The following is a 16,618-nucleotide window of genomic DNA, read 5'->3' on the forward strand; positions in this document are numbered from 1 at the left end:
GTTTCCGCCGCCCCGCATCCCCGTGGGAGCCACAGGGCGAACCGTCTGACGCCGTCGTCAGCAACGTGGCTACGGCCATACGCAAGGCCACGAACAGGAAGGTGCCGTGGTCGTGGGAGGACGCTGCGCGTGCCGCTCTGCGTGCTGCTGCCGCCGTCACCGAGCAGGGAGAGCAGCGTCACGAGCCGACGAAGGAAGAACTGGACGCCGCGATCACCGCCTACAAGCGCTCGGCACACATACATCCGGGGCGCACTCACATGCTGGCCGCTCTGCGTGCTGCTGCCGCCGTCACCGAGCAGGGAGAGAACCGATGAGCGGGAGGCCAATTGTGCTGGACCTGTTCTGCGGTGCTGGTGGGGCGGCTGTGGGGTACTACCGAGCCGGCTTCGATGTGGTCGGGGTCGACATTGATCCCCAGCCCGACTATCCATTCAGGTTCATCCAGGGCGATGCGACGCAACTCGTTCAGGATCGATTGGAGGGATGCTTCCACTTCCGGCGATGCAGTAGGCCGTGCCTCGGGTCGGTCGCGGCGATACACATGTCGTGCCCCTGCCAGGGGTACACGGCGCTGACGACCGGGACGAACGCTGGTCGCACGGCGAAGCCGAAGCTTGTGGAGCAGATGCGCGAGTGGGCGAACAGCACCGGGCTGCCGTACGTCATCGAGAACGTCATGGGGTCTGACGTGCGCCGCGACCTCACCCTCTGCGGAGAGATGTTCGGGCTGGACGTGATCAGGCATCGGTACTTCGAGGTGAGCGGGTTCCAGGCACGACCGCCGGCGCACGTTCCTCACCGTGGGCGTGTGCGGGGATGGAGGCATGGTCAGTTCTTCGATGGGCCCTACTACGCGGTGTATGGCGATGGAGGGGGCAAGGGGACTGTGGTGGAGTGGCAGGCCGCGATGGGCATCGATTGGACGCAGAACCGTCATTCGATTGCTGAGGCGATCCCTCCCGCCTACACGGAGCACATCGGCCGGCAGCTGATGGACCAGATGGTGAGGAGAGCCGCATGACCGAGCAGGGAGAGGCGGAGAACCGTGGCTGATCGCATGACATCCGTGGTGCTCCCGAGTCTCCCATCGGGGCGCGGGTTCATGGACTACGGGCGGCAGACACCTGAATACATGATCTCGGAGTTGCGCCGCATCGCGCGCGGCAATCTCCGCGCATCGCAGGCGATCCTTGATGCCCCGGATGAGGCGTTCCGCGTGGAGACCTTCACGGGAATCCACGTCCAGCGAAACCGGGAAGTGCTCCAGGAAGGGCAGGGCGAGCGATGAGCGACTTCACACCGACCATCGAGCAGCTTCGGCTCGCTTACTGGCGCTACGTGTACGAGCACAGCACGAAGCCCGGACGTGATGCGGATGCCGAGTTCAATCGCGGGCTGGCTGCTCATGATGCCGAGGTGCGGGCCGAGCGCGACGCCCTCCGTGCCGCAATCCAAGAGGTGCGGCGAGATCTGGCGATTGGCGGATTCCCCTTGAGTCACTACCAGGAGCGCCTGTCCCGCGCCATCGATCCGAAGGAGAGTGATGTCGGCATGGCCGACGAACCGAATTGGGAGCGGACGCTCGGACCGGACCTGACCGGCGTCGTCTATGAGCGCACGAAAGCGACGCCTACCCGACCGGCTGGCCCGTGGGTACCGGTGAAGCAGGAAGGAACGGAGCAGTGAATCTCCGAGTTGTCCGGGATGAGACGCCTGCGCTGTCGGATGCTGAGCTTCGGGAGCGCGGGAACGACCTCGCCGCCCAGGCGCGGCGCGCGGCGATCGATGCCGTGCGGGAGTCGATGGTTAGCGAGTTCCTGGCCCGCGGGCAGTCCCTGACCGTGCCGGCGCTGCGCAGGTGGAGGGAGCGGGCGACGCTCGCACGGGAGGCGTGGGCGAGGGTCGAGGCTCTCACCGACGAGCTGATCCGCGAGGTGGAGAAGAACCGCGCCGCCAAGCGTGCGGTGAAGCAGAGAGACGCAGATGGGAGCACAGAGCGATGAGCACGCACGTAGACGAGACCCTGGTGAGGTTGCTCCGGCAGGGATGGCGCGGCGAGACTGCGACCGATCTGATGCGGGAGGCCGCTGCTCGGATCGAGGCGCTGACGAGCGCGCCAGACCGCACGAACCGGAGTGAGCACGTGCTGAGCGGGCAGGACTCGGGCGAGTGCGAGCGCGGCGACCACGAGGCATGCGATGGCACGACCCCGGGCTGGGAATGCCTCTGCTCGTGCCACCCAGACCGCCCAGATGGGGGTCAGTGATGGGGATCGTCTATCTGCCAGAGCCGGAGCATAAGCCGCAGCGTCCGTACGTGAGCGCGGACGCTTACCCGCTCGGCGCTCGCTGGATGTGCGACGACAGCAGCGTGTGGGAGGTCGACTGGGACGATCAGGACAAGCGGCATATGTGGACGCTTGTCTCGGTGCCGGGCGAGTCGAGCGCTGTACCTCGCGCCGAGGTCGTGACCACCGGGCAGCCCGAGGTGCAGGTGCTCGCGTGTATCCGATGCGGCGTCCTGCTGTGGAACATCGAGGCGCACTACGCCGACGCGCATCCAGACCGCCCAGATGGGAGCCGAGATGCTGTGTGACTTCGTGCGCCACTCGTGCGGCGAGCATGTGCACGTTGACGAGTGGGAAGAGCACCTCGAAGCGTGCACCAACCGTCCAGACGGGGGTCGTGATGGGTGACCTACTGCCCGGCCTCGTGCCGGGTCGTGGCGGCCAGGATGAGGGAGATGGCCCCGATGAGCCCGAAGCCCCAGCCGAGCCCGTCCAGGAACGGGATACTGGCGAACCGGCTGGCGGAGAAGAGGATCATCCCGCCGATCCCGACCATGAGGTAGCGCTGGCTGTCCGTCATGCGGGGGAGTCTACTCACCGACCTCAGGCTGGCACCCGGGACACATATGTGGGTGGGCGCGAGGACCAGGAGGGCGATGATGCCTGACGAGATCCGCCGCGAGGCTCTGGCGGTCGCCCTGCGCGTCTACCCGGAGCGGCACCACGTCCACATGCGTCGTGCCTACGCGGACGCCTACGAGCGCGGATACCGAGCCGCCACGGCACTAGTGCGGAAGCACATTCCCCGCGACCACGCATCCCACGAAGGGCACCGGATCCAGGAGATTCGTACCTACGGGAGCCCCAGAGCCCGCGCGGCGTGCATCGACTGCCGGGTATCACTCGACGACTACGAGGAGGGCTAGTCGGATTCCTTGATCGAGATCTGGATGCCGCGCGGGGAGAGGCCTGTGACCTCTCCCCGCGCGCTTCCATGTCACGCCGGACGCCAGGGCAGCACGGAGCGCGTGGTTGCGTGCCGAGCGCTCTCGGCGCAGTTCCGCCTCCAAAGCCTCGAGTTCGGCCTGCGCTGCCATGAGCTCATCACCTGCCCCATCCGGTGCCATGGCGATCACACGCGCACGGCGCGGACCTCGCCGCCCTGACGGCACACGGTACATCTGCGGGTGCCGCCCCTCGGTCGAGGCAACATTGTGGACCGGTCGCTCCCGCCTGATTGCGTCGAACTCTGCCTGTGCCGCGTCCTCCACAGTCTCGAACCACTTCAGCGTCGTCAGGGTCTCGTCAACCTCACCCCACCATGGCCTGTCCGCCCGGTGCTGGTACATCCGCGTCCGCACGTTCTTGGTCGCCCCGACGTACAGCAGCACGTCGGCAGACGAGAACAGTCGGTAGACGGCGAACAGGTCAGTCACGAGTCACCCTCGCGGCCTTCATCGCCCCGGCATGGCTCATCCCGAGCGCAGCACCGATCTCCTGCCATGTGTGACCCGCCTCGCGTGCCTCCGCGATCAACTCGGCTCGCCGGGCGGGCATCCCGAGCATCCTGGCCTGGTAGCGGCCGAGGACGTCTAGGGTCTCATCTTGCACAGAGTCAGTGTAACCGGAGTTACATCATGGACTACAATTGAAACCAGAGTTACACGGCCAGGAGGAGCACAGGATGAACGCACACCAAGCCCTCCGCGCCCACGCGGACCGGCTGCGCATCAAGCACGGCTCCCCCGAGGCCCTCATGGGTGCGTCATGAAGCCCTGGCTCACCTATGCCGAAGCCGCGTTCACGCTCGGCAGGTCGAAGCGCACGATCCGCCGGTGGCTCGCCGACCGAGGCCTGAACATCCGCACCAAGGAGCTGGACGGAGAGCGGCTCATCAACACGCAAGACCTGCGGCGCGTCGAGGCGCTGAAGCACGCCTACACGACAGCCCCAACCTTCGGACGAAAAGATCCCGACGAGTGTTTGAATGTGTCCAATGTGACCGGGGTACTCTGAAAGAGTCGCCTCATTGGTGCACGAAGCCCTGGGCCCTCACAAGAGGAGCCGGGGCTTCAGCCGTCCTTGCCTACTTCTCCATTCGGCCACACTGCCGCACGTGACCGCGTCCAGGTGGCGCACGATCGAGGTGAACCATGGCCCAAGGACGCCCGGTCGAAGCAGATGTACGCGCACGCGCGATTGAGCTGATCCAGTCCGGGATGCCTCGGAACGCGATCGCACGTGAACTGCTGATCGCCCCCTCATCCGTGTCGAAGATCGCCGCCGATGAGGATCTCACGTTCGATCGTGCGACTCAGACGGCGTCTGCGACCGCTGCACGCCAGCACGACATGAAGGTGCGCCGGCTCGAGCTGATCGACGAGTTGATGGCGAAAGCGACGGATCATCTCGTTGCGATCGATCAGCCGTTCTTGGCGTTCAACTTCGGCGGCAAGGAGAACACGTACGAGGAGCACGAGCTGGATCGGGCGCCGACGGGCGACATCCTGAACTTGCACCGGGCTGCGTCTCTCGCGTTGAAGGACGCCCGTGAGCTGATCCGTGACGATGACGACCAGGGTGTTGCTGAGGCGGAGTCGATGCTGATGAACCTGATCCTCGAGTTGGGGCTCCACGAAGATGAGTGACATCGACGACGCTGAGGCGTCGAACGTTCTGGGCCCTCAGCAGATGCGGTCCCTGCGCGAGTCGAAGGTTCGCGTGAACATTTTCGAGGGTGCGATTCGTTCCGGGAAGACGATCGTCTCCCTGTTGCGGTTCCTGATGGCTGTGCTGTTCGCACAGGGTGGTGTGATCGTCGTGATCGCCCGCACCAGGGATTCGGCGTACCGGAACGTGTTCGAGCCTTTGATGAACCCGTCCCTGTTCGGGCCCCTCGCGAGGCTGGTGCACTACACGGCCGGCGCTCCCACCGCCCGCATCCTGGGGCGCACCGTGCATGTGCTGGGCGCGTCGGATGCGAAGTCGGAGAAGGTGCTCCGTGGTCTGACCGTCGCCCTCGCCTACGTCGACGAGGTCACCGTCATCCCGGAAGAGTTCTTCACCCAGCTCCTCGGGCGCATGTCTCCGCCGCGGGCAAAGCTGTTCGGCACCACGAACCCGGACTCTCCCGCTCACTGGCTCAAGGCGAAGTTCCTCGACCGGATTGGTACGGCGCTCACCGGGTGGCGGTCCTGGCACTTCCAGCTCGACGACAACCCGGCCCTGTCCGAGGAGTACAAGCACCAGATCAAGACCGAGTTCACCGGCCTCTGGTATCGCCGCTTCGTCAAGGGCGAGTGGGTTGCTGCTGAGGGCGCGATCTTCGACATGTGGGACCCGGAGAAGCATACGATCGCCTGGGACGACCTCCCCGAGATGCGTGAACTCATCAGCGTCTCACTCGACTACGGAACGACGAACGCCACCGCAGCCCTCCTCCTCGGCATCTCGGCAGAGACCGACAGCCTCGGACGACCAGCACCCCGCCTGTTCTTTGTTGACGAGTACCGGCATGACTCGAAGCTTGCGCAGCAGAAACTCACCGACGCCGAGCTTGCCCGTGAGTTCATCGCATGGCTGAATGACCGGCACCTCCCGGCCACGACCTCAGTACGCCTGACGCCGCGGTATACAATCGTCGACCCGTCGGCGGCATCGTTCAAGGTCGAGATGAGGAAGACGCATGGCGTCACCTCGACCGACGCCGATAACGATGTTCTGTATGGCATCCGCCTGATGGCGTCGCTGCTCGCGTCGGGTGCGCTGCTCGTCGCACGGCCCACCGACGCGCACCCTGATCGTGGATGCCCTGGGTTCATCCAGGAGGCCCCTGCGTATTCGTGGGATCCGAAGGCCACGGAAAAGGGCGAGGACAAGCCGCTCAAGGTCGCTGACCACAGCCTGGATGGCGCACGCTACGGCATCACCACGACCGAGAACATCTGGCGCAGGTACATCAAGCTCGCCGCATAGAGGAGGTCCTCATGGCTGACGCCACGACTTGGCCTCCCTCCCCTTGGGATACGGCGTTTGCTCGCTTCCGTGAACTGGATGCGTGGTGGGCGGGCAATGCCGCGGTCCTGTCGGAGATCTACTCCGGGCAGACTGCGGCAACAGCCGTCCCGACGCATACTGTCGCGGGCCGAAAGTACCGTGGCGGTGTCCTCGGTTCCCTGTCGAAGATGTTCCTGGGGCAGCCGATCGTGGAGGCTGAGAAGCGGATGCGGATGCATCTGCCGCTCGCCGCCGACCTGTGCACCCTCTCCTCCGACCTCCTGTTCGGTGAAGCCCCGCAGGTGTTGTTCCGCAAGCCTGACGACCAGCCCCTCCAGGAGGGTGAGACGCGGGCGTCGCGGAAGAAGTGGGTTCACCCTGCGCAGGCTCGCCTTGACGAGATCATCGGTGCAGACGAGGCCCACGCGGAACTCCTCCTGGGTGGCGAGTATGCGGCGGCGCTGGGTGGTTCGTATCTTGCTGTTGCGTGGGATGCGGACGTCCACGATCACGTGTTCCCGAAGGCGTACGCCGCGGATACCGCGATCCCCGCGTTCCGGCATGGGCGGCTCATTGGTGTGAAGTTGTGGTCCGAGTACCGCGACGGCAACGAAGTGTTCCGTCTGGTTGAGGAGCACAAGCCCGGGTCGATCGAATACACCCTGTACCGGGGCACGGACCGCACGCTCGGTGAGGCAGTACAGATCGACACCCGCCCCGAGACCGAACACTACGCGAGGCTGCGGACCCCGGCGGACCTGAACGTCCCTGAGGGTGCCCTGCCGCAGACCGTCGCGATCGGCACCGGCACATCCCGCCTCGCAGTCACCTACCTCAAGAACGCCGCCCCCGTGCGGGACTGGCGGAAGCTCGGCGAACTCGCATCCCTCGGTCGGAGCGACCTGGACGGCATCCAGGATGTCCTTGACAAGGTGGACATGGCCTGGTCGTCGCTGATGCGCGACATCGACAACGGCCAAGGCCGTTTGGTCGTCCCTGAGGACATGCTCGAACTGTCGGGGAAGCCCGGAGAGGGCGCGAACTTCGATGTCTACCGTCAGGTGTTCACCCCGGTCTCCGGTTCGCTTGGGAAGGCCGCGGATGGCAACGGCCCGATGTCGATCGTGCAGTTCGCGATCCGTGTCGAGGAGCACCTCGCTGTCATCGAAGGGCTGAAGAAGGAGATCGCGTCGGCGCTCGGCTACTCCGAAGCGCACCTCGGCCTGGACTCTGTCGCCGGCACCCGAACGGCAACGGAGATCGACGCGGACCTGTCCGACAGTGAACGCACCCGTGACAAGAAGGCCCTGTACGCGAAGGGCGCCCTGGCCCGCTGGTCGCTGGCGGCGCTCGAGATCGACCGGACCGTGTTCGGTGGTAGCGAGCTCGGCGACCTGACCCGGATGCCGTCGGTCGAGTTCGCACCCGTATCGCAGGCTGACCCGGAGAAACTCGCCCGCACCGCACAGATGCTCGACGCTGCCCATGCCGCGTCCCGCAAGGAGATTGTCCGCAGCCTCCACAGCGACTGGGATGAGGACGACATCGACGCGGAGGTGGCGTTGATCCAGCAGGAGATGGGGACACCCGCACCTGACCCTGCCCTGTTCGACGGCTCGCCTACGCCCGAGGGTGAAGACGTAGATGCGTGAGTGGTGCGGGTGTGGCGCTGCTGTGCGAGGTCGCCGCGCGGATGTACTCGCCTGGCGCAGGGAGCACCGTTGCGTCTCTCTTCCAGCACAGGACACGCCAGGCCAATACGGTGGCGGGTCGGACACGCAGATCAGTTTCCAGCAAACTGACCTATACGGTGCGGTCGGATTCCAACCGAACCGCTGATCGGGGAGGGTATGAACACGGTCTATCTATGTGTCGTCTACTGGATGAACCCCGAAGGCACAGGCAACGACGAAGACATCGACAGCATTTGGACCACACGCACAGCGGCCGAAAAGCGACTGGCTCAGATCGGGATCACCATCGGCGAATCCCCACCGGAGGTGCGGAAGATCACGCTCAATACTGTGCTCTAGCTTTCAGAGGTTGATGGGCGCAACGTGAGGGGGCAATCGTGGCCCTGTTCGTCCCGAACCCTGAGCGCGAGTCTGTCGAAGAGCTGATCGAGGACCTCTCCCGTTACCTCGCCCAGCGGTACAGGGACGCCGAGGACCTCCTGATCCAGGAGGTCGCGAAACGGGCGGTCCGGGACTTCCAGTTGGCGTCCCTGCTTCCCGACGCACCAGGCGGCATGGGTATGACAGCGGCCGAGCGACGAGCCCGGAACCGGGTTCTCGCTGAGCTTGCCGCCCACCGGGCCGTCGCTCTGCGGGAGTTGCAAACCATCGCGTTGCAGATGGTCTCCGATCTCCGCGCGGAGGATCTCGCACACCGGCTGATCCGCATCGCCGCCGAGGAAGGTGAAGCCGCAGCTGCCGCGTCGCTCCGGTTCGCGGGCACCCCGCCGCTCAGCGCCCTACCCGGCACCTCATCTCAGGCCGTCGCGATGGTCGCTCTCTCACTCGAGTCCCGCCTCGAGGTGCTGAACCAGCGTCTCACCCGGTACCCGCAGGACGCCTACCAGCGCATCGTGGCCCTGTACTCACCGGACACGCTCCTCGGCGTGACGACATCACGGGTACAGCAGGCGCGCACCGTGCAACGGTTCCTGTCCGAGGGGATCACCGGGTTCATCGACAAGGTGAACCGGCGGTGGACGATCGGCGCATACGCAGAGATGGCCGGCCGTACGACAGTGAACCGGGCGTACAACGACGCCGGTATCTGGCGGATGGGCCAGTCTGGGATTCACCTCGTCACCGTCGTCCGCGGCCTGGACTCGTGCCGGAAGTGTGCAGCGTGGGCGGGGAAGATCCTCTCCACCGATGGCACTCCTGCTGGTCCGGTGGTGCTCCCGCATGCGACCCGCTCCGGCTCAGTGACCGTCGATGTTGCGGGGACTGTGGAGGACGCGCGTGCCGCAGGCTGGGGTCACCCGAACTGCCGTTGCCGTCTCGTCGCTTACTCCCCCGGCCTGACAGTCCCGCAGGGCGACACGACGTATGACGAGGCAGCGGAGAAGGAGCGGGCACGCCAGCGTGCGCTCGAGCGGGAGATCCGGTCAGCGAAGCGTCGTGAAGCGTCTGCGATGACCGACACCGACCGTCGCAGAGCTGCCCAGGACGTTCGTGGGGCTCAAGCCGAGATGCGGGACTTCATCCGTGACACTGGCCGCCGCCGGCAGTCGTACCGTGAGCAGCTGGGATTCGCTGACGGTAGCGGCGGGGTTGGCGCACCACGTCAGCCCTCTCCTGCGCCGGCCTCCCCGAAGGCACTCCGCCCTGGGTACGGTGTCCGCTCGCAGAACCTCGATCCTGTTGCCACGACTCGACGCGGTCGGCAGGTCGTCCCGGACGGCCTCGACCTCGAACCCCACGAGCTCGCTTCTGGCGCCCGCCTCGCAGCGGTCGGGCTGCCTGTGCGCTGGCGTCCGATCGACAACACCCGTGGCCGGAAGAACCCGGACGCGACGATCGGAGACGACCCCGCACTGTGGGACTTCAAAAGCCCGCAGGGTTCAGGTGCGAGCACGATCTCGAACCAGCTCGCACGGGCGAAGAAGCAGGGCGTGAAGCGCGTAGTGATCGACATGGCCCGGTCGCCGCTCGACGATCAGGCCGTCATCGCAGAGCTCCGGCGACGCATGTCGGGATCTGACTGGCTCACGGACGTGATCTTCATCGACCGGACGGGCGCCGTGACCTGGATGACCCGGGAATAGAAGAACGCGGCTCAGCTGTTCGTGGGAACTGCCTGCCGCGTTCACCACGATTCTACATCGCCCGCTTGAGCGATGGAAGGGTCCCCCCGAAGCTCCGTGCCGTCGTCGGCCCTGCACTGCGACGGCACGGTCCTCCTTCCTCACACGCAGGGTGTGAGGTACCGATCCCGGCAGGCCCGGGAGGAAGCAGCACCATCATGACCGACCAGATTCCCCCGACTCCTCCCGCCGCCCCCGCGGCTCCCTCCCCCGCCGCTCCCCCGGCCACACCCGCCCCGGCCACACCCGCCTCGTCGACACCGCCGTGGGGTGATGACCCGTCGGCGTTCGACCCGGACAAGGCGTGGAAGCTGATCGAGAACCTCCGCACTGATGCCGAGAAGCGTCAGGAGAAGACGGACGCCGCGATCGCCGCCGCCGCCGAGAAGGCGCAGAAGGACACGCTCGCCCAGTTCGCGAAGCTCCTCAGCGGTGAACCGGAGCCCGAGACCGACCCGGTGAAGCTCGCCGCGACGATCGCGGAGAAGGACACGGCGCTCACGACCGCACAGCAGGAAGCGAAGGCCGGTCAGGTCGCCCTACAGGTCGCGATCCTCGGTGCACCGCTCGGTGCGAACATCCCTCTCCTCCTCGCGAACGAGAGCTTCAAGACCGCAATCGCGTCGGTAGAGCCGACCGATCAGGCCGCCATCACGGCGGAGATCACCAAGGCGCTCCAGGTGAACGCCGCACTCAAGCAGCCCCCCGCCCGGTCAGGTGCCGGCGATCACACGGGCCCGACCATCCAGTCCCTCGAAGCTCAGCTCAAGGCCGCTGAGGAGAAGAAGGACTTCAAGGAATCCATCCGTCTGAAGCGTGCGATCGCATCCGCGCGCGCCGCGCAGGCGTAACCCGTAGCCCGACAGGGCAGAAAGCGAGGCCAGCATGGCTGGTATCACCGGGCAGGGAACTACATACAACCTGCCGAACTACGTCGGCGAGCTCTTCCAGGTGAGCCCGTCCGAGACGCCCATCCTGTCCGCGATCGGTGGTCTCACTGGTGGCGAGGAGGTCAAGTCGGTCGAGTTCGAGTGGCAGGAGGAGGACCTGCGCGAGTCGCAGGAGAACCGTTCCCGCCTCGAGGGCGCGCCCGCCCAGAACGCCGAGGGGCGTGTCCGCCGCAACGTGAAGAACGTCGTCGAGATCCATCAGGAAACCGTCGAGGTGTCCTACACGAAGCAGGCGGCGACCGGCCAGACGTCGGGCGTGAACAACGACCAGACGAACCCGGTCACGAACGAGCTTGATCACCAGCTCGAGCTCGCGCTGAAGGCGAAGGCCGTCGACATCGAGCTGTCGTTCGTCCTGGGACGTATGCACGTACCCGCGGACAACACGACCGCGCGGAAGACGGGCGGGCTGATCCAGGCGATCACCTCGAACGTCATCGACCTGGGCGAGGCGCACGATGGCCTGTCGGCTGCGACCGACACCATCACCGAGGCGACCACGACCATGGCTAACGACGACGCGGTGCGGTTCACCGACGTAGGCGCGTCGTCCGCAGTCCGTCTGGACCGCGTGTACTACGTGGTGGCGAAGGCGTCGGGCTCGTTCAAGGTCTCCGCGACCAAGGGTGGCTCCCCGATCACGATCGGCACCGCGACCGTGTCGCTGCGGAAGCTGTCGACCGCCGGCCCCACGAAGGACACCTACGACGCGCTGTTCCAGGAGGTGTTCCAGTCGGGTGGTCTCGGCGACGAAACCGCGTCGATCGTGGTCGGCGCCCGCCAGAAGCGGAACCTGTCCACGGCGTACGCGAAGGCGTTCGGCCAGTACCAGGAGTCGTCCCGGAACGTCGGTGGCGTGAACATGACCACGATCATGTCGGACTTCGGCACGTTCAACGTCCTGCTGGACCGTTGGATGCCGGATGACGCGTTCATGGTGTCGACTCTGTCGCAGCTGAAGCCGAAGTTCCTCGTCACCCCCGGCAAGGGCCACTTCTTCTCCGAGCCGCTCGCCAAGGTCGGCGCGTCCGACCGCGAGCAGCTGTACGGCGAGGTTGGGCTTCAGTGGGGCAACGAGCGGGCGCACGGCATCATCCGTGGCCTGCCGGTCGCTCCCGTCTGGGCGTGACCCACAAACTGAACAGACCCCGACGCGATGTGGCATTGTCCGTCGCGTCGGGGCCCCAGTCTTACCGCTCGATTCCCCAGCATTCGTATATCCGGCCCGGCTCGCCGCCTTCGATGTCTTCGCCTTTCACCTCGAGGGACAGCCGAAACGCGTCGTTCGGAGCCTCGGCGCGCGTGACCAGCTCGCCATCGTCATACTCCGGCCCAGCCGTCAGGTACACCAGTTCTTCGCTCTGCTCAGTCATGGGCAGAGGCTACTCGCCCCAAGGAGCCGCCGTGATCCGCATCATGCACCCGCGTCCGCAGCTGGGGCGACAGCACGCCCTGGGCGTGGAGTTCGTCGACGGCATCGCAGAGGCGACCGGTCTGCACCCGGATCGGGAGCTCGCGCTCACCCAGCACGGGTTCACAATCGAGAGCGGAGACGTAGTCGACCTGACCACGCTCACGAAGCGAGAGCTCCTGGACATCGCGGATGTCGAGGGCGTCGAGGTGCCGAAGGGGGCCACGAAGGCCACGCTGGTGAATCTGATCTCCCGACTCCCTGCCGGCCCGTTCCCTGGCGAGGTCTGACATGAAGCTGCGCACGTACGCCACGGTCAGCGACTACAACGAGGTCGCGGAAGAGGAATGGCCTGCCGAAGACGAGGGGACGCTGACCAAGCGGCTCCGTGCCGCGTCGGTCGAGGTCGAGAAGCTGACCCGCCGCTCCTGGTATGAGACCGACGCAGACGGGTTCCCCACCGACCCAGAGGTCTCCGATGCGTTCACCGAGGCGACCTGTGCGATCGCCGAATACTGGGCGCTCACCGATGACCCGACCGGCGCTGACGCTGTGGACGGTGCGGTGAAGATCGGTTCCGTGTCGCTCGGGACGACGTCCTCCTCTGCGGAGAATCTCAGCGCGATCGAGAAGCTGCAACGGCGCATCGGATCGCGCGCCATCGACATCCTCACGAACGCTGGTCTCATCCAGTCCGCCGTAAGTCATACCTGATCAGGCGCCACCCAAACACACAGGTAGGAGGCTCCCGTGACTCGTCTCCGGAAGAAGCACCTCCCCCACCGGGTGACGATCCAGGCGCTCGAAGGCGAGGGCGCCGAGGGTGACATCTGGGGCGCCCCGCGTGCCGATCGGCCTGCGTACGTGGAGCAGAAGTCGCGTCTCGTTGTCGATCGCCGCTCGACGTCCCCCACCGTCGGGCAGGAGGTCACCTCGACGACGTTCGTCGTGCTGCTCCTCGACGACGACTGCCAGCCGCGGTCCCGCGTGACCGTGTGGGGCGGGACACCGCGCGAGCGCACGTCTGAAGTGCTCGACAGCAGCTACTACGAGTATCGCGGGACGCCATCACACGTCGAGCTCGCGCTCGAATAGGTCGGCGAGCGGGTCGCGCCGATCAACGTGAATCGGGCCGCGAATCCGCGGAATGACGCGGCAGGAGTGTCGGCGAGCGGGCAAAGCGTCAAGCACCCATCAACTTCGGGAGGCCGCCATGGGCGTACGTGCTGTCGTCACGATGAAGAACAACTTTGGTGCCATCACACCTGAGATTGAACGGCGTCTGGTCGACGGCGAGAACAAGGCCGCTGAACGGCTCCTGGCGCTTTCCGTAGAGCGTGCGCCCCTTGACATCGGCACTCTGATCGGATCGGGCACCATAGAGCGCGCCACGAACGCGGAGGAAGGCGCGGCAGTCGTCTTCGACACTCCATACGCGGCTCGCCTGCATGAGCACCCGGAGTACAACTTCCAGGGCGGTCGGCAGGGGAAGTACGTCGAGGACCCGGCTGTCGAGAACAAGGGCGAGCTGGGCGACATCATCCGCAAGGAGGTACGCGGTGGCTGACATCGCTGATCCTCAGGCCGGCATCGCGTGTGCCGTCTTGCACGGCCCGGAAGGATGCCCCGGATATCCACATGAGGCTCCAGGGGTGTCCAATGGCTGACGCGCCCGAGATCATTCTGAACCGTGCCCTCGCACAACTGCTGCACGACAAAGACCTCGCCATCTATACCCCTTCGGATGTGATCGTTGAGCGGGGTATCCGCCTCGATGGTGTGATGCCGACGAAGGTGAGCGAGTTCACGCTCCTGACCCCGCTGCGCCCGGTTCCTGATGGGCAGGCGGACATCATCTACCGGACGCAGATCTACACGACCCGCAAAGGGTCCCCGCTGACGATCCGTTCCTGGGCTGCTGACCTCCGTGCCGTGCTCGATCAGACCGAGTACACCCCCAACGTGCTGGGCATCTCGTGGGCGTGGGAGTTCTCAGGACTCGACTTCGACCGGGACACGCAAGGCCGCGTTGCGACCGCCTGCACCTACCACTTTCGAGGTCGCCGCCCGTAGAATAGATGTACGAAAGACCCCCGCACCTGCTGGTAACAGGCCGGGGGCATGACCAACTCGGATGAGGAGTTGATATGACCGATCGTACCTGCCAGATCGAAGGATGCGGACAGCCGCTAGCATGCCGCGGGTGGTGCCAGATGCACTACGTCCGCTGGAAGAAGTACGGGACGCCAGGCCCTACTCGCCGCCACTACGCGCCACCCAGATCTCAGGACGAAGAGCGCCTCCGCCACATCGGATGGGACATCGTCGATCGAGTCACCGCCATTGGGCCGTGTTGGGAATGGCGAGGCGGCATCAACCCACGTACCGGGTACGGGATCATGCGCACTACGGAGCGGACCGAGCCACCTCATCGTGTCGCTTACCGTGTGTTCGTGGGTGATTTCCCGCGTGATCTGTTCATTCTCCACGCCTGCGATAACCGGCGGTGTGTCAACCCCGAGCACCTGAGCCTCGGGGACGGCCAGGCGAACATGGACGATATGAACGCCAAGGGACGCGGACGGTTCCCGCATGGAGAGATCCACGGCAACGCGAAGCTCTCCGATGCGGACGTGGATCAGATCCACGCGATGGCAAGGAACGGCGACTCACGCAAAACCATTGCCGCCAGGTTCGAAATATCGACTAGTCATGTCACCAAAATCGTCTCGGGAGCATCCCGATCCCGGCCGGCAGGGTACGACAGCGCGGCACTACGCTGACCCTCCCCCTTTACCACCCCTCCGAGTGCGAGGGGTTAGTCGGCGTGCGCCGACACCCCCATCGAATCAAACAAGGAGCACAGCATGACCCCTCCGGACACCACCCTCTACGACACGACCGTCCCCTCCGTGGGGTCGCTGAGCCTCGCCCACCAGCGACTCATCCGCCTCAAGCAGGCCGGTACGTTCATCAACATCACCGGCGACGTGAACAACCTCGCCCTGAACCCGTCCCCGATCACGCAGCAGCGTGAGGTGTACGGGACGAAGGGCCGCACCTCGACGGAGATCATCGGCTACAACTACGCCCCGACGTTCAACGTCGAGGTCGTCCGCGACCCGGTCACGAAGCAGATCGTCGCCGCGCAGGCGTGGTTCAAGGACCTCGTCGCTGCTGCGTTCTCGGAGGGTGAGGCGAACAAGCGCGAGTTCCAGCTGTTCACCGACGCGCTCGACGAGACCATGCCCGTCCTCGAGGGGAAGTTCTCCGTCGCGTACAGCGAGGCGAACACCGGGTACGCGGACAAGGGCGTGGTCACGTTCACGCTCGCGAATGACGGTGTCGTCGCCCAGGTGCCGTCGCCGCTCGCGGGTCCCGGTGAGCCGATCATCGAGTCCGCGACCCCGGCAGGGCAGACCGTCGGGGATCAGATCGTGGTCCGCGGGTACAAGTTCGCCGGGACCACGGGGATCACCGTGGATGGTCAGGCGGTGACGGAGTTCGTCGTCGTCGACCAGTACACGATCGTGCTCGTGATCCCGGCGACGGTTGCCGGTGCGGCACCGATCATCGTCACCTCCGCGCTCGGGGCCTCCGCCGCGTTCCCGTACGTCGCCGCTTGATCGGCAGGAAGCAGGGTCCTCATGATCACCGCAGCGAAGCAAGGCCGCAACCTCGTCCTGACCATGGAGGGGGTGGATGATCCTTTCATCATCCGCCCCCTCCCGGGTCGGGCGGGACTTCAAATCACCGACACGTACCTGAACGTAGTTGCTGGGAGTGTGCCCGCTGAGGAGTGGGCGAACGCACTGATCATCGCCGTGGACGGTGCCCGTCAGAGCCCGGAAACGGGCCGGTGGGAGCCAGTGCCCGAGGAGCAGCAGACGAACTTCACCCGCATTGGCCTGGAACTGTCGCAGGAGGAATCTGAGGGCATCATCATGCCCGCGTTCTTCTGGCAGACGATCCTGGGCATGGATGGGGTCCGCGCCTACATCGAGGGCGGTGAGGGCCTCCCCGGCACCCTAAAAGCGGGAGGGGCGTTGACCGCCCGGCTGGGTCTCTTGGCCCGGAGGACATCGCCCGCTTCGGCATAGGCACCCCGGACGAGAACGGCGTCTACCCGGAGTACGTGTACCCGCCGGGATGGC

27 protein-coding genes are annotated in these 16,618 nt (G+C 65.7%); 23 read left to right on the forward strand and 4 right to left on the reverse strand.

Features of this window, described 5'->3' with window-relative positions; genetic code table 11:
• The 6 genes from J2Y69_RS10510 to J2Y69_RS10535 all read left to right on the forward strand — a co-directional run.
• Positions 1–317, forward strand: a 317-nt coding sequence (locus tag J2Y69_RS10510) for a hypothetical protein (protein WP_310020383.1), incomplete at its 5' end; no start/stop codon positions are given.
• 14 nt (positions 318–331) lie between these two features.
• Positions 332–1,024, forward strand: a complete 693-nt coding sequence (locus J2Y69_RS10515) for a DNA cytosine methyltransferase (protein WP_310020385.1) — start codon at positions 332–334, stop codon at positions 1,022–1,024.
• An 81-nt stretch (positions 1,025–1,105) separates the two neighbouring features.
• Positions 1,106–1,291 carry a hypothetical protein gene (locus tag J2Y69_RS10520; RefSeq protein WP_310020387.1) on the forward strand — a complete coding sequence of 62 codons (186 nt, stop codon included), beginning with the start codon at positions 1,106–1,108 and terminating at the stop codon, positions 1,289–1,291.
• Positions 1,288–1,689 (forward strand): hypothetical protein, encoded by a 402-nt coding sequence (locus tag J2Y69_RS10525; RefSeq protein ID WP_310020389.1) that lies wholly within the window; start codon positions 1,288–1,290, stop codon positions 1,687–1,689. The genes J2Y69_RS10520 and J2Y69_RS10525 overlap by 4 nt, the downstream gene beginning before the upstream one ends.
• Positions 1,686–2,006 carry a hypothetical protein gene (locus tag J2Y69_RS10530; protein ID WP_310020390.1) on the forward strand — a complete coding sequence of 107 codons (321 nt, stop codon included), beginning with the start codon at positions 1,686–1,688 and terminating at the stop codon, positions 2,004–2,006. The genes J2Y69_RS10525 and J2Y69_RS10530 overlap by 4 nt, the downstream gene beginning before the upstream one ends.
• 313 nt (positions 2,007–2,319) lie before the next feature.
• Positions 2,320–2,598 carry a hypothetical protein gene (locus J2Y69_RS10535; protein ID WP_310020392.1) on the forward strand — a complete coding sequence of 93 codons (279 nt, stop codon included), beginning with the start codon at positions 2,320–2,322 and terminating at the stop codon, positions 2,596–2,598.
• A 101-nt stretch (positions 2,599–2,699) separates the two neighbouring features.
• On the opposite strand, the gene J2Y69_RS10540 is transcribed toward J2Y69_RS10535, so the two are convergent.
• Positions 2,700–2,870 (reverse strand): hypothetical protein, encoded by a 171-nt coding sequence (locus J2Y69_RS10540; RefSeq protein WP_310020394.1) that lies wholly within the window; start codon positions 2,868–2,870, stop codon positions 2,700–2,702.
• A 76-nt stretch (positions 2,871–2,946) separates the two neighbouring features.
• On the opposite strand from J2Y69_RS10540, the gene J2Y69_RS10545 reads away from it, so the two are divergent.
• Entirely contained in the window at positions 2,947–3,216 is a 270-nt protein-coding gene (locus J2Y69_RS10545; protein ID WP_310020396.1) for a hypothetical protein, read from the forward strand.
• Here the strand turns inward: J2Y69_RS10545 and J2Y69_RS10550 are convergent.
• Together J2Y69_RS10550 and J2Y69_RS10555 are read right to left on the reverse strand one after the other, a co-directional pair.
• Positions 3,190–3,726, reverse strand: a complete 537-nt coding sequence (locus tag J2Y69_RS10550; RefSeq protein WP_310020398.1) for a GIY-YIG nuclease family protein — start codon at positions 3,724–3,726, stop codon at positions 3,190–3,192. The genes J2Y69_RS10545 and J2Y69_RS10550 overlap by 27 nt on opposite strands.
• On the reverse strand, positions 3,719–3,901 hold the full coding sequence (locus tag J2Y69_RS10555; protein WP_310020400.1) for a hypothetical protein: 183 nt from the start codon (positions 3,899–3,901) through the stop codon (positions 3,719–3,721). Before J2Y69_RS10555 ends, J2Y69_RS10550 begins: the two co-directional genes overlap by 8 nt.
• A gap of 156 nt (positions 3,902–4,057) precedes the next feature.
• Here J2Y69_RS10555 and J2Y69_RS10560 point away from each other — a divergent pair, with 156 nt between their 5' ends.
• The 8 genes from J2Y69_RS10560 (at position 4,058) to J2Y69_RS10595 (ending at position 12,182) form a co-directional block, all read left to right on the forward strand.
• Positions 4,058–4,306 (forward strand): hypothetical protein, encoded by a 249-nt coding sequence (locus J2Y69_RS10560; RefSeq protein WP_310020402.1) that lies wholly within the window; start codon positions 4,058–4,060, stop codon positions 4,304–4,306.
• Positions 4,307–4,443: 137 nt separating this feature from the next.
• On the forward strand, positions 4,444–4,938 hold the full coding sequence (locus J2Y69_RS10565) for a hypothetical protein (protein ID WP_310020405.1): 495 nt from the start codon (positions 4,444–4,446) through the stop codon (positions 4,936–4,938).
• Complete coding sequence (locus tag J2Y69_RS10570) at positions 4,931–6,265, forward strand: PBSX family phage terminase large subunit (RefSeq protein ID WP_310020407.1); 1,335 nt, start codon at positions 4,931–4,933, stop codon at positions 6,263–6,265. The genes J2Y69_RS10565 and J2Y69_RS10570 overlap by 8 nt, the downstream gene beginning before the upstream one ends.
• A gap of 11 nt (positions 6,266–6,276) precedes the next feature.
• Positions 6,277–7,938, forward strand: a complete 1,662-nt coding sequence (locus J2Y69_RS10575; protein ID WP_310020409.1) for a phage portal protein — start codon at positions 6,277–6,279, stop codon at positions 7,936–7,938.
• A gap of 198 nt (positions 7,939–8,136) precedes the next feature.
• On the forward strand, positions 8,137–8,319 hold the full coding sequence (locus J2Y69_RS10580; RefSeq protein WP_310020411.1) for a hypothetical protein: 183 nt from the start codon (positions 8,137–8,139) through the stop codon (positions 8,317–8,319).
• A gap of 38 nt (positions 8,320–8,357) precedes the next feature.
• Positions 8,358–10,064, forward strand: coding sequence for a phage minor capsid protein (locus tag J2Y69_RS10585; protein ID WP_310020413.1), 1,707 nt, complete (start codon positions 8,358–8,360; stop codon positions 10,062–10,064).
• Between the two features lie 197 nt (positions 10,065–10,261).
• On the forward strand, positions 10,262–10,954 hold the full coding sequence (locus J2Y69_RS10590) for a hypothetical protein (RefSeq protein ID WP_310020415.1): 693 nt from the start codon (positions 10,262–10,264) through the stop codon (positions 10,952–10,954).
• A gap of 34 nt (positions 10,955–10,988) precedes the next feature.
• Entirely contained in the window at positions 10,989–12,182 is a 1,194-nt protein-coding gene (locus J2Y69_RS10595; protein ID WP_310020417.1) for an SU10 major capsid protein, read from the forward strand.
• 61 nt (positions 12,183–12,243) lie between these two features.
• On the opposite strand, the gene J2Y69_RS10600 is transcribed toward J2Y69_RS10595, so the two are convergent.
• A complete protein-coding gene (locus tag J2Y69_RS10600; RefSeq protein ID WP_310020419.1) occupies positions 12,244–12,426 on the reverse strand; it encodes a hypothetical protein in 183 nt (60 codons plus the stop codon).
• 31 nt (positions 12,427–12,457) lie between these two features.
• On the opposite strand from J2Y69_RS10600, the gene J2Y69_RS10605 reads away from it, so the two are divergent.
• The 8 genes from J2Y69_RS10605 (at position 12,458) to J2Y69_RS10640 (ending at position 16,564) form a co-directional block, all read left to right on the forward strand.
• Complete coding sequence (locus J2Y69_RS10605) at positions 12,458–12,754, forward strand: hypothetical protein (RefSeq protein ID WP_310020421.1); 297 nt, start codon at positions 12,458–12,460, stop codon at positions 12,752–12,754.
• Position 12,755: 1 nt separating this feature from the next.
• Positions 12,756–13,178, forward strand: a complete 423-nt coding sequence (locus J2Y69_RS10610) for a head-tail connector protein (RefSeq protein ID WP_310020422.1) — start codon at positions 12,756–12,758, stop codon at positions 13,176–13,178.
• A gap of 36 nt (positions 13,179–13,214) precedes the next feature.
• Entirely contained in the window at positions 13,215–13,559 is a 345-nt protein-coding gene (locus J2Y69_RS10615; RefSeq protein WP_310020423.1) for a hypothetical protein, read from the forward strand.
• A 118-nt stretch (positions 13,560–13,677) separates the two neighbouring features.
• Positions 13,678–14,031: a hypothetical protein gene (locus J2Y69_RS10620; protein WP_310020424.1), complete on the forward strand. Its 354-nt coding sequence runs from the start codon at positions 13,678–13,680 to the stop codon at positions 14,029–14,031.
• 92 nt (positions 14,032–14,123) lie between these two features.
• Complete coding sequence (locus tag J2Y69_RS10625) at positions 14,124–14,537, forward strand: hypothetical protein (protein ID WP_310020426.1); 414 nt, start codon at positions 14,124–14,126, stop codon at positions 14,535–14,537.
• Positions 14,538–14,863: 326 nt separating this feature from the next.
• A complete protein-coding gene (locus J2Y69_RS10630) occupies positions 14,864–15,247 on the forward strand; it encodes an HNH endonuclease (RefSeq protein WP_310020804.1) in 384 nt (127 codons plus the stop codon).
• Positions 15,248–15,331: 84 nt separating this feature from the next.
• Complete coding sequence (locus J2Y69_RS10635) at positions 15,332–16,090, forward strand: IPT/TIG domain-containing protein (RefSeq protein WP_310020427.1); 759 nt, start codon at positions 15,332–15,334, stop codon at positions 16,088–16,090.
• A 21-nt stretch (positions 16,091–16,111) separates the two neighbouring features.
• Positions 16,112–16,564 carry a hypothetical protein gene (locus tag J2Y69_RS10640; RefSeq protein ID WP_310020429.1) on the forward strand — a complete coding sequence of 151 codons (453 nt, stop codon included), beginning with the start codon at positions 16,112–16,114 and terminating at the stop codon, positions 16,562–16,564.
• The last annotated feature ends 54 nt before the right edge of the window (positions 16,565–16,618 follow it).

Origin of the sequence: Microbacterium resistens (assembly GCF_031456305.1) — a bacterium.
Taxonomy (GTDB): domain Bacteria; phylum Actinomycetota; class Actinomycetes; order Actinomycetales; family Microbacteriaceae; genus Microbacterium; species Microbacterium resistens_A.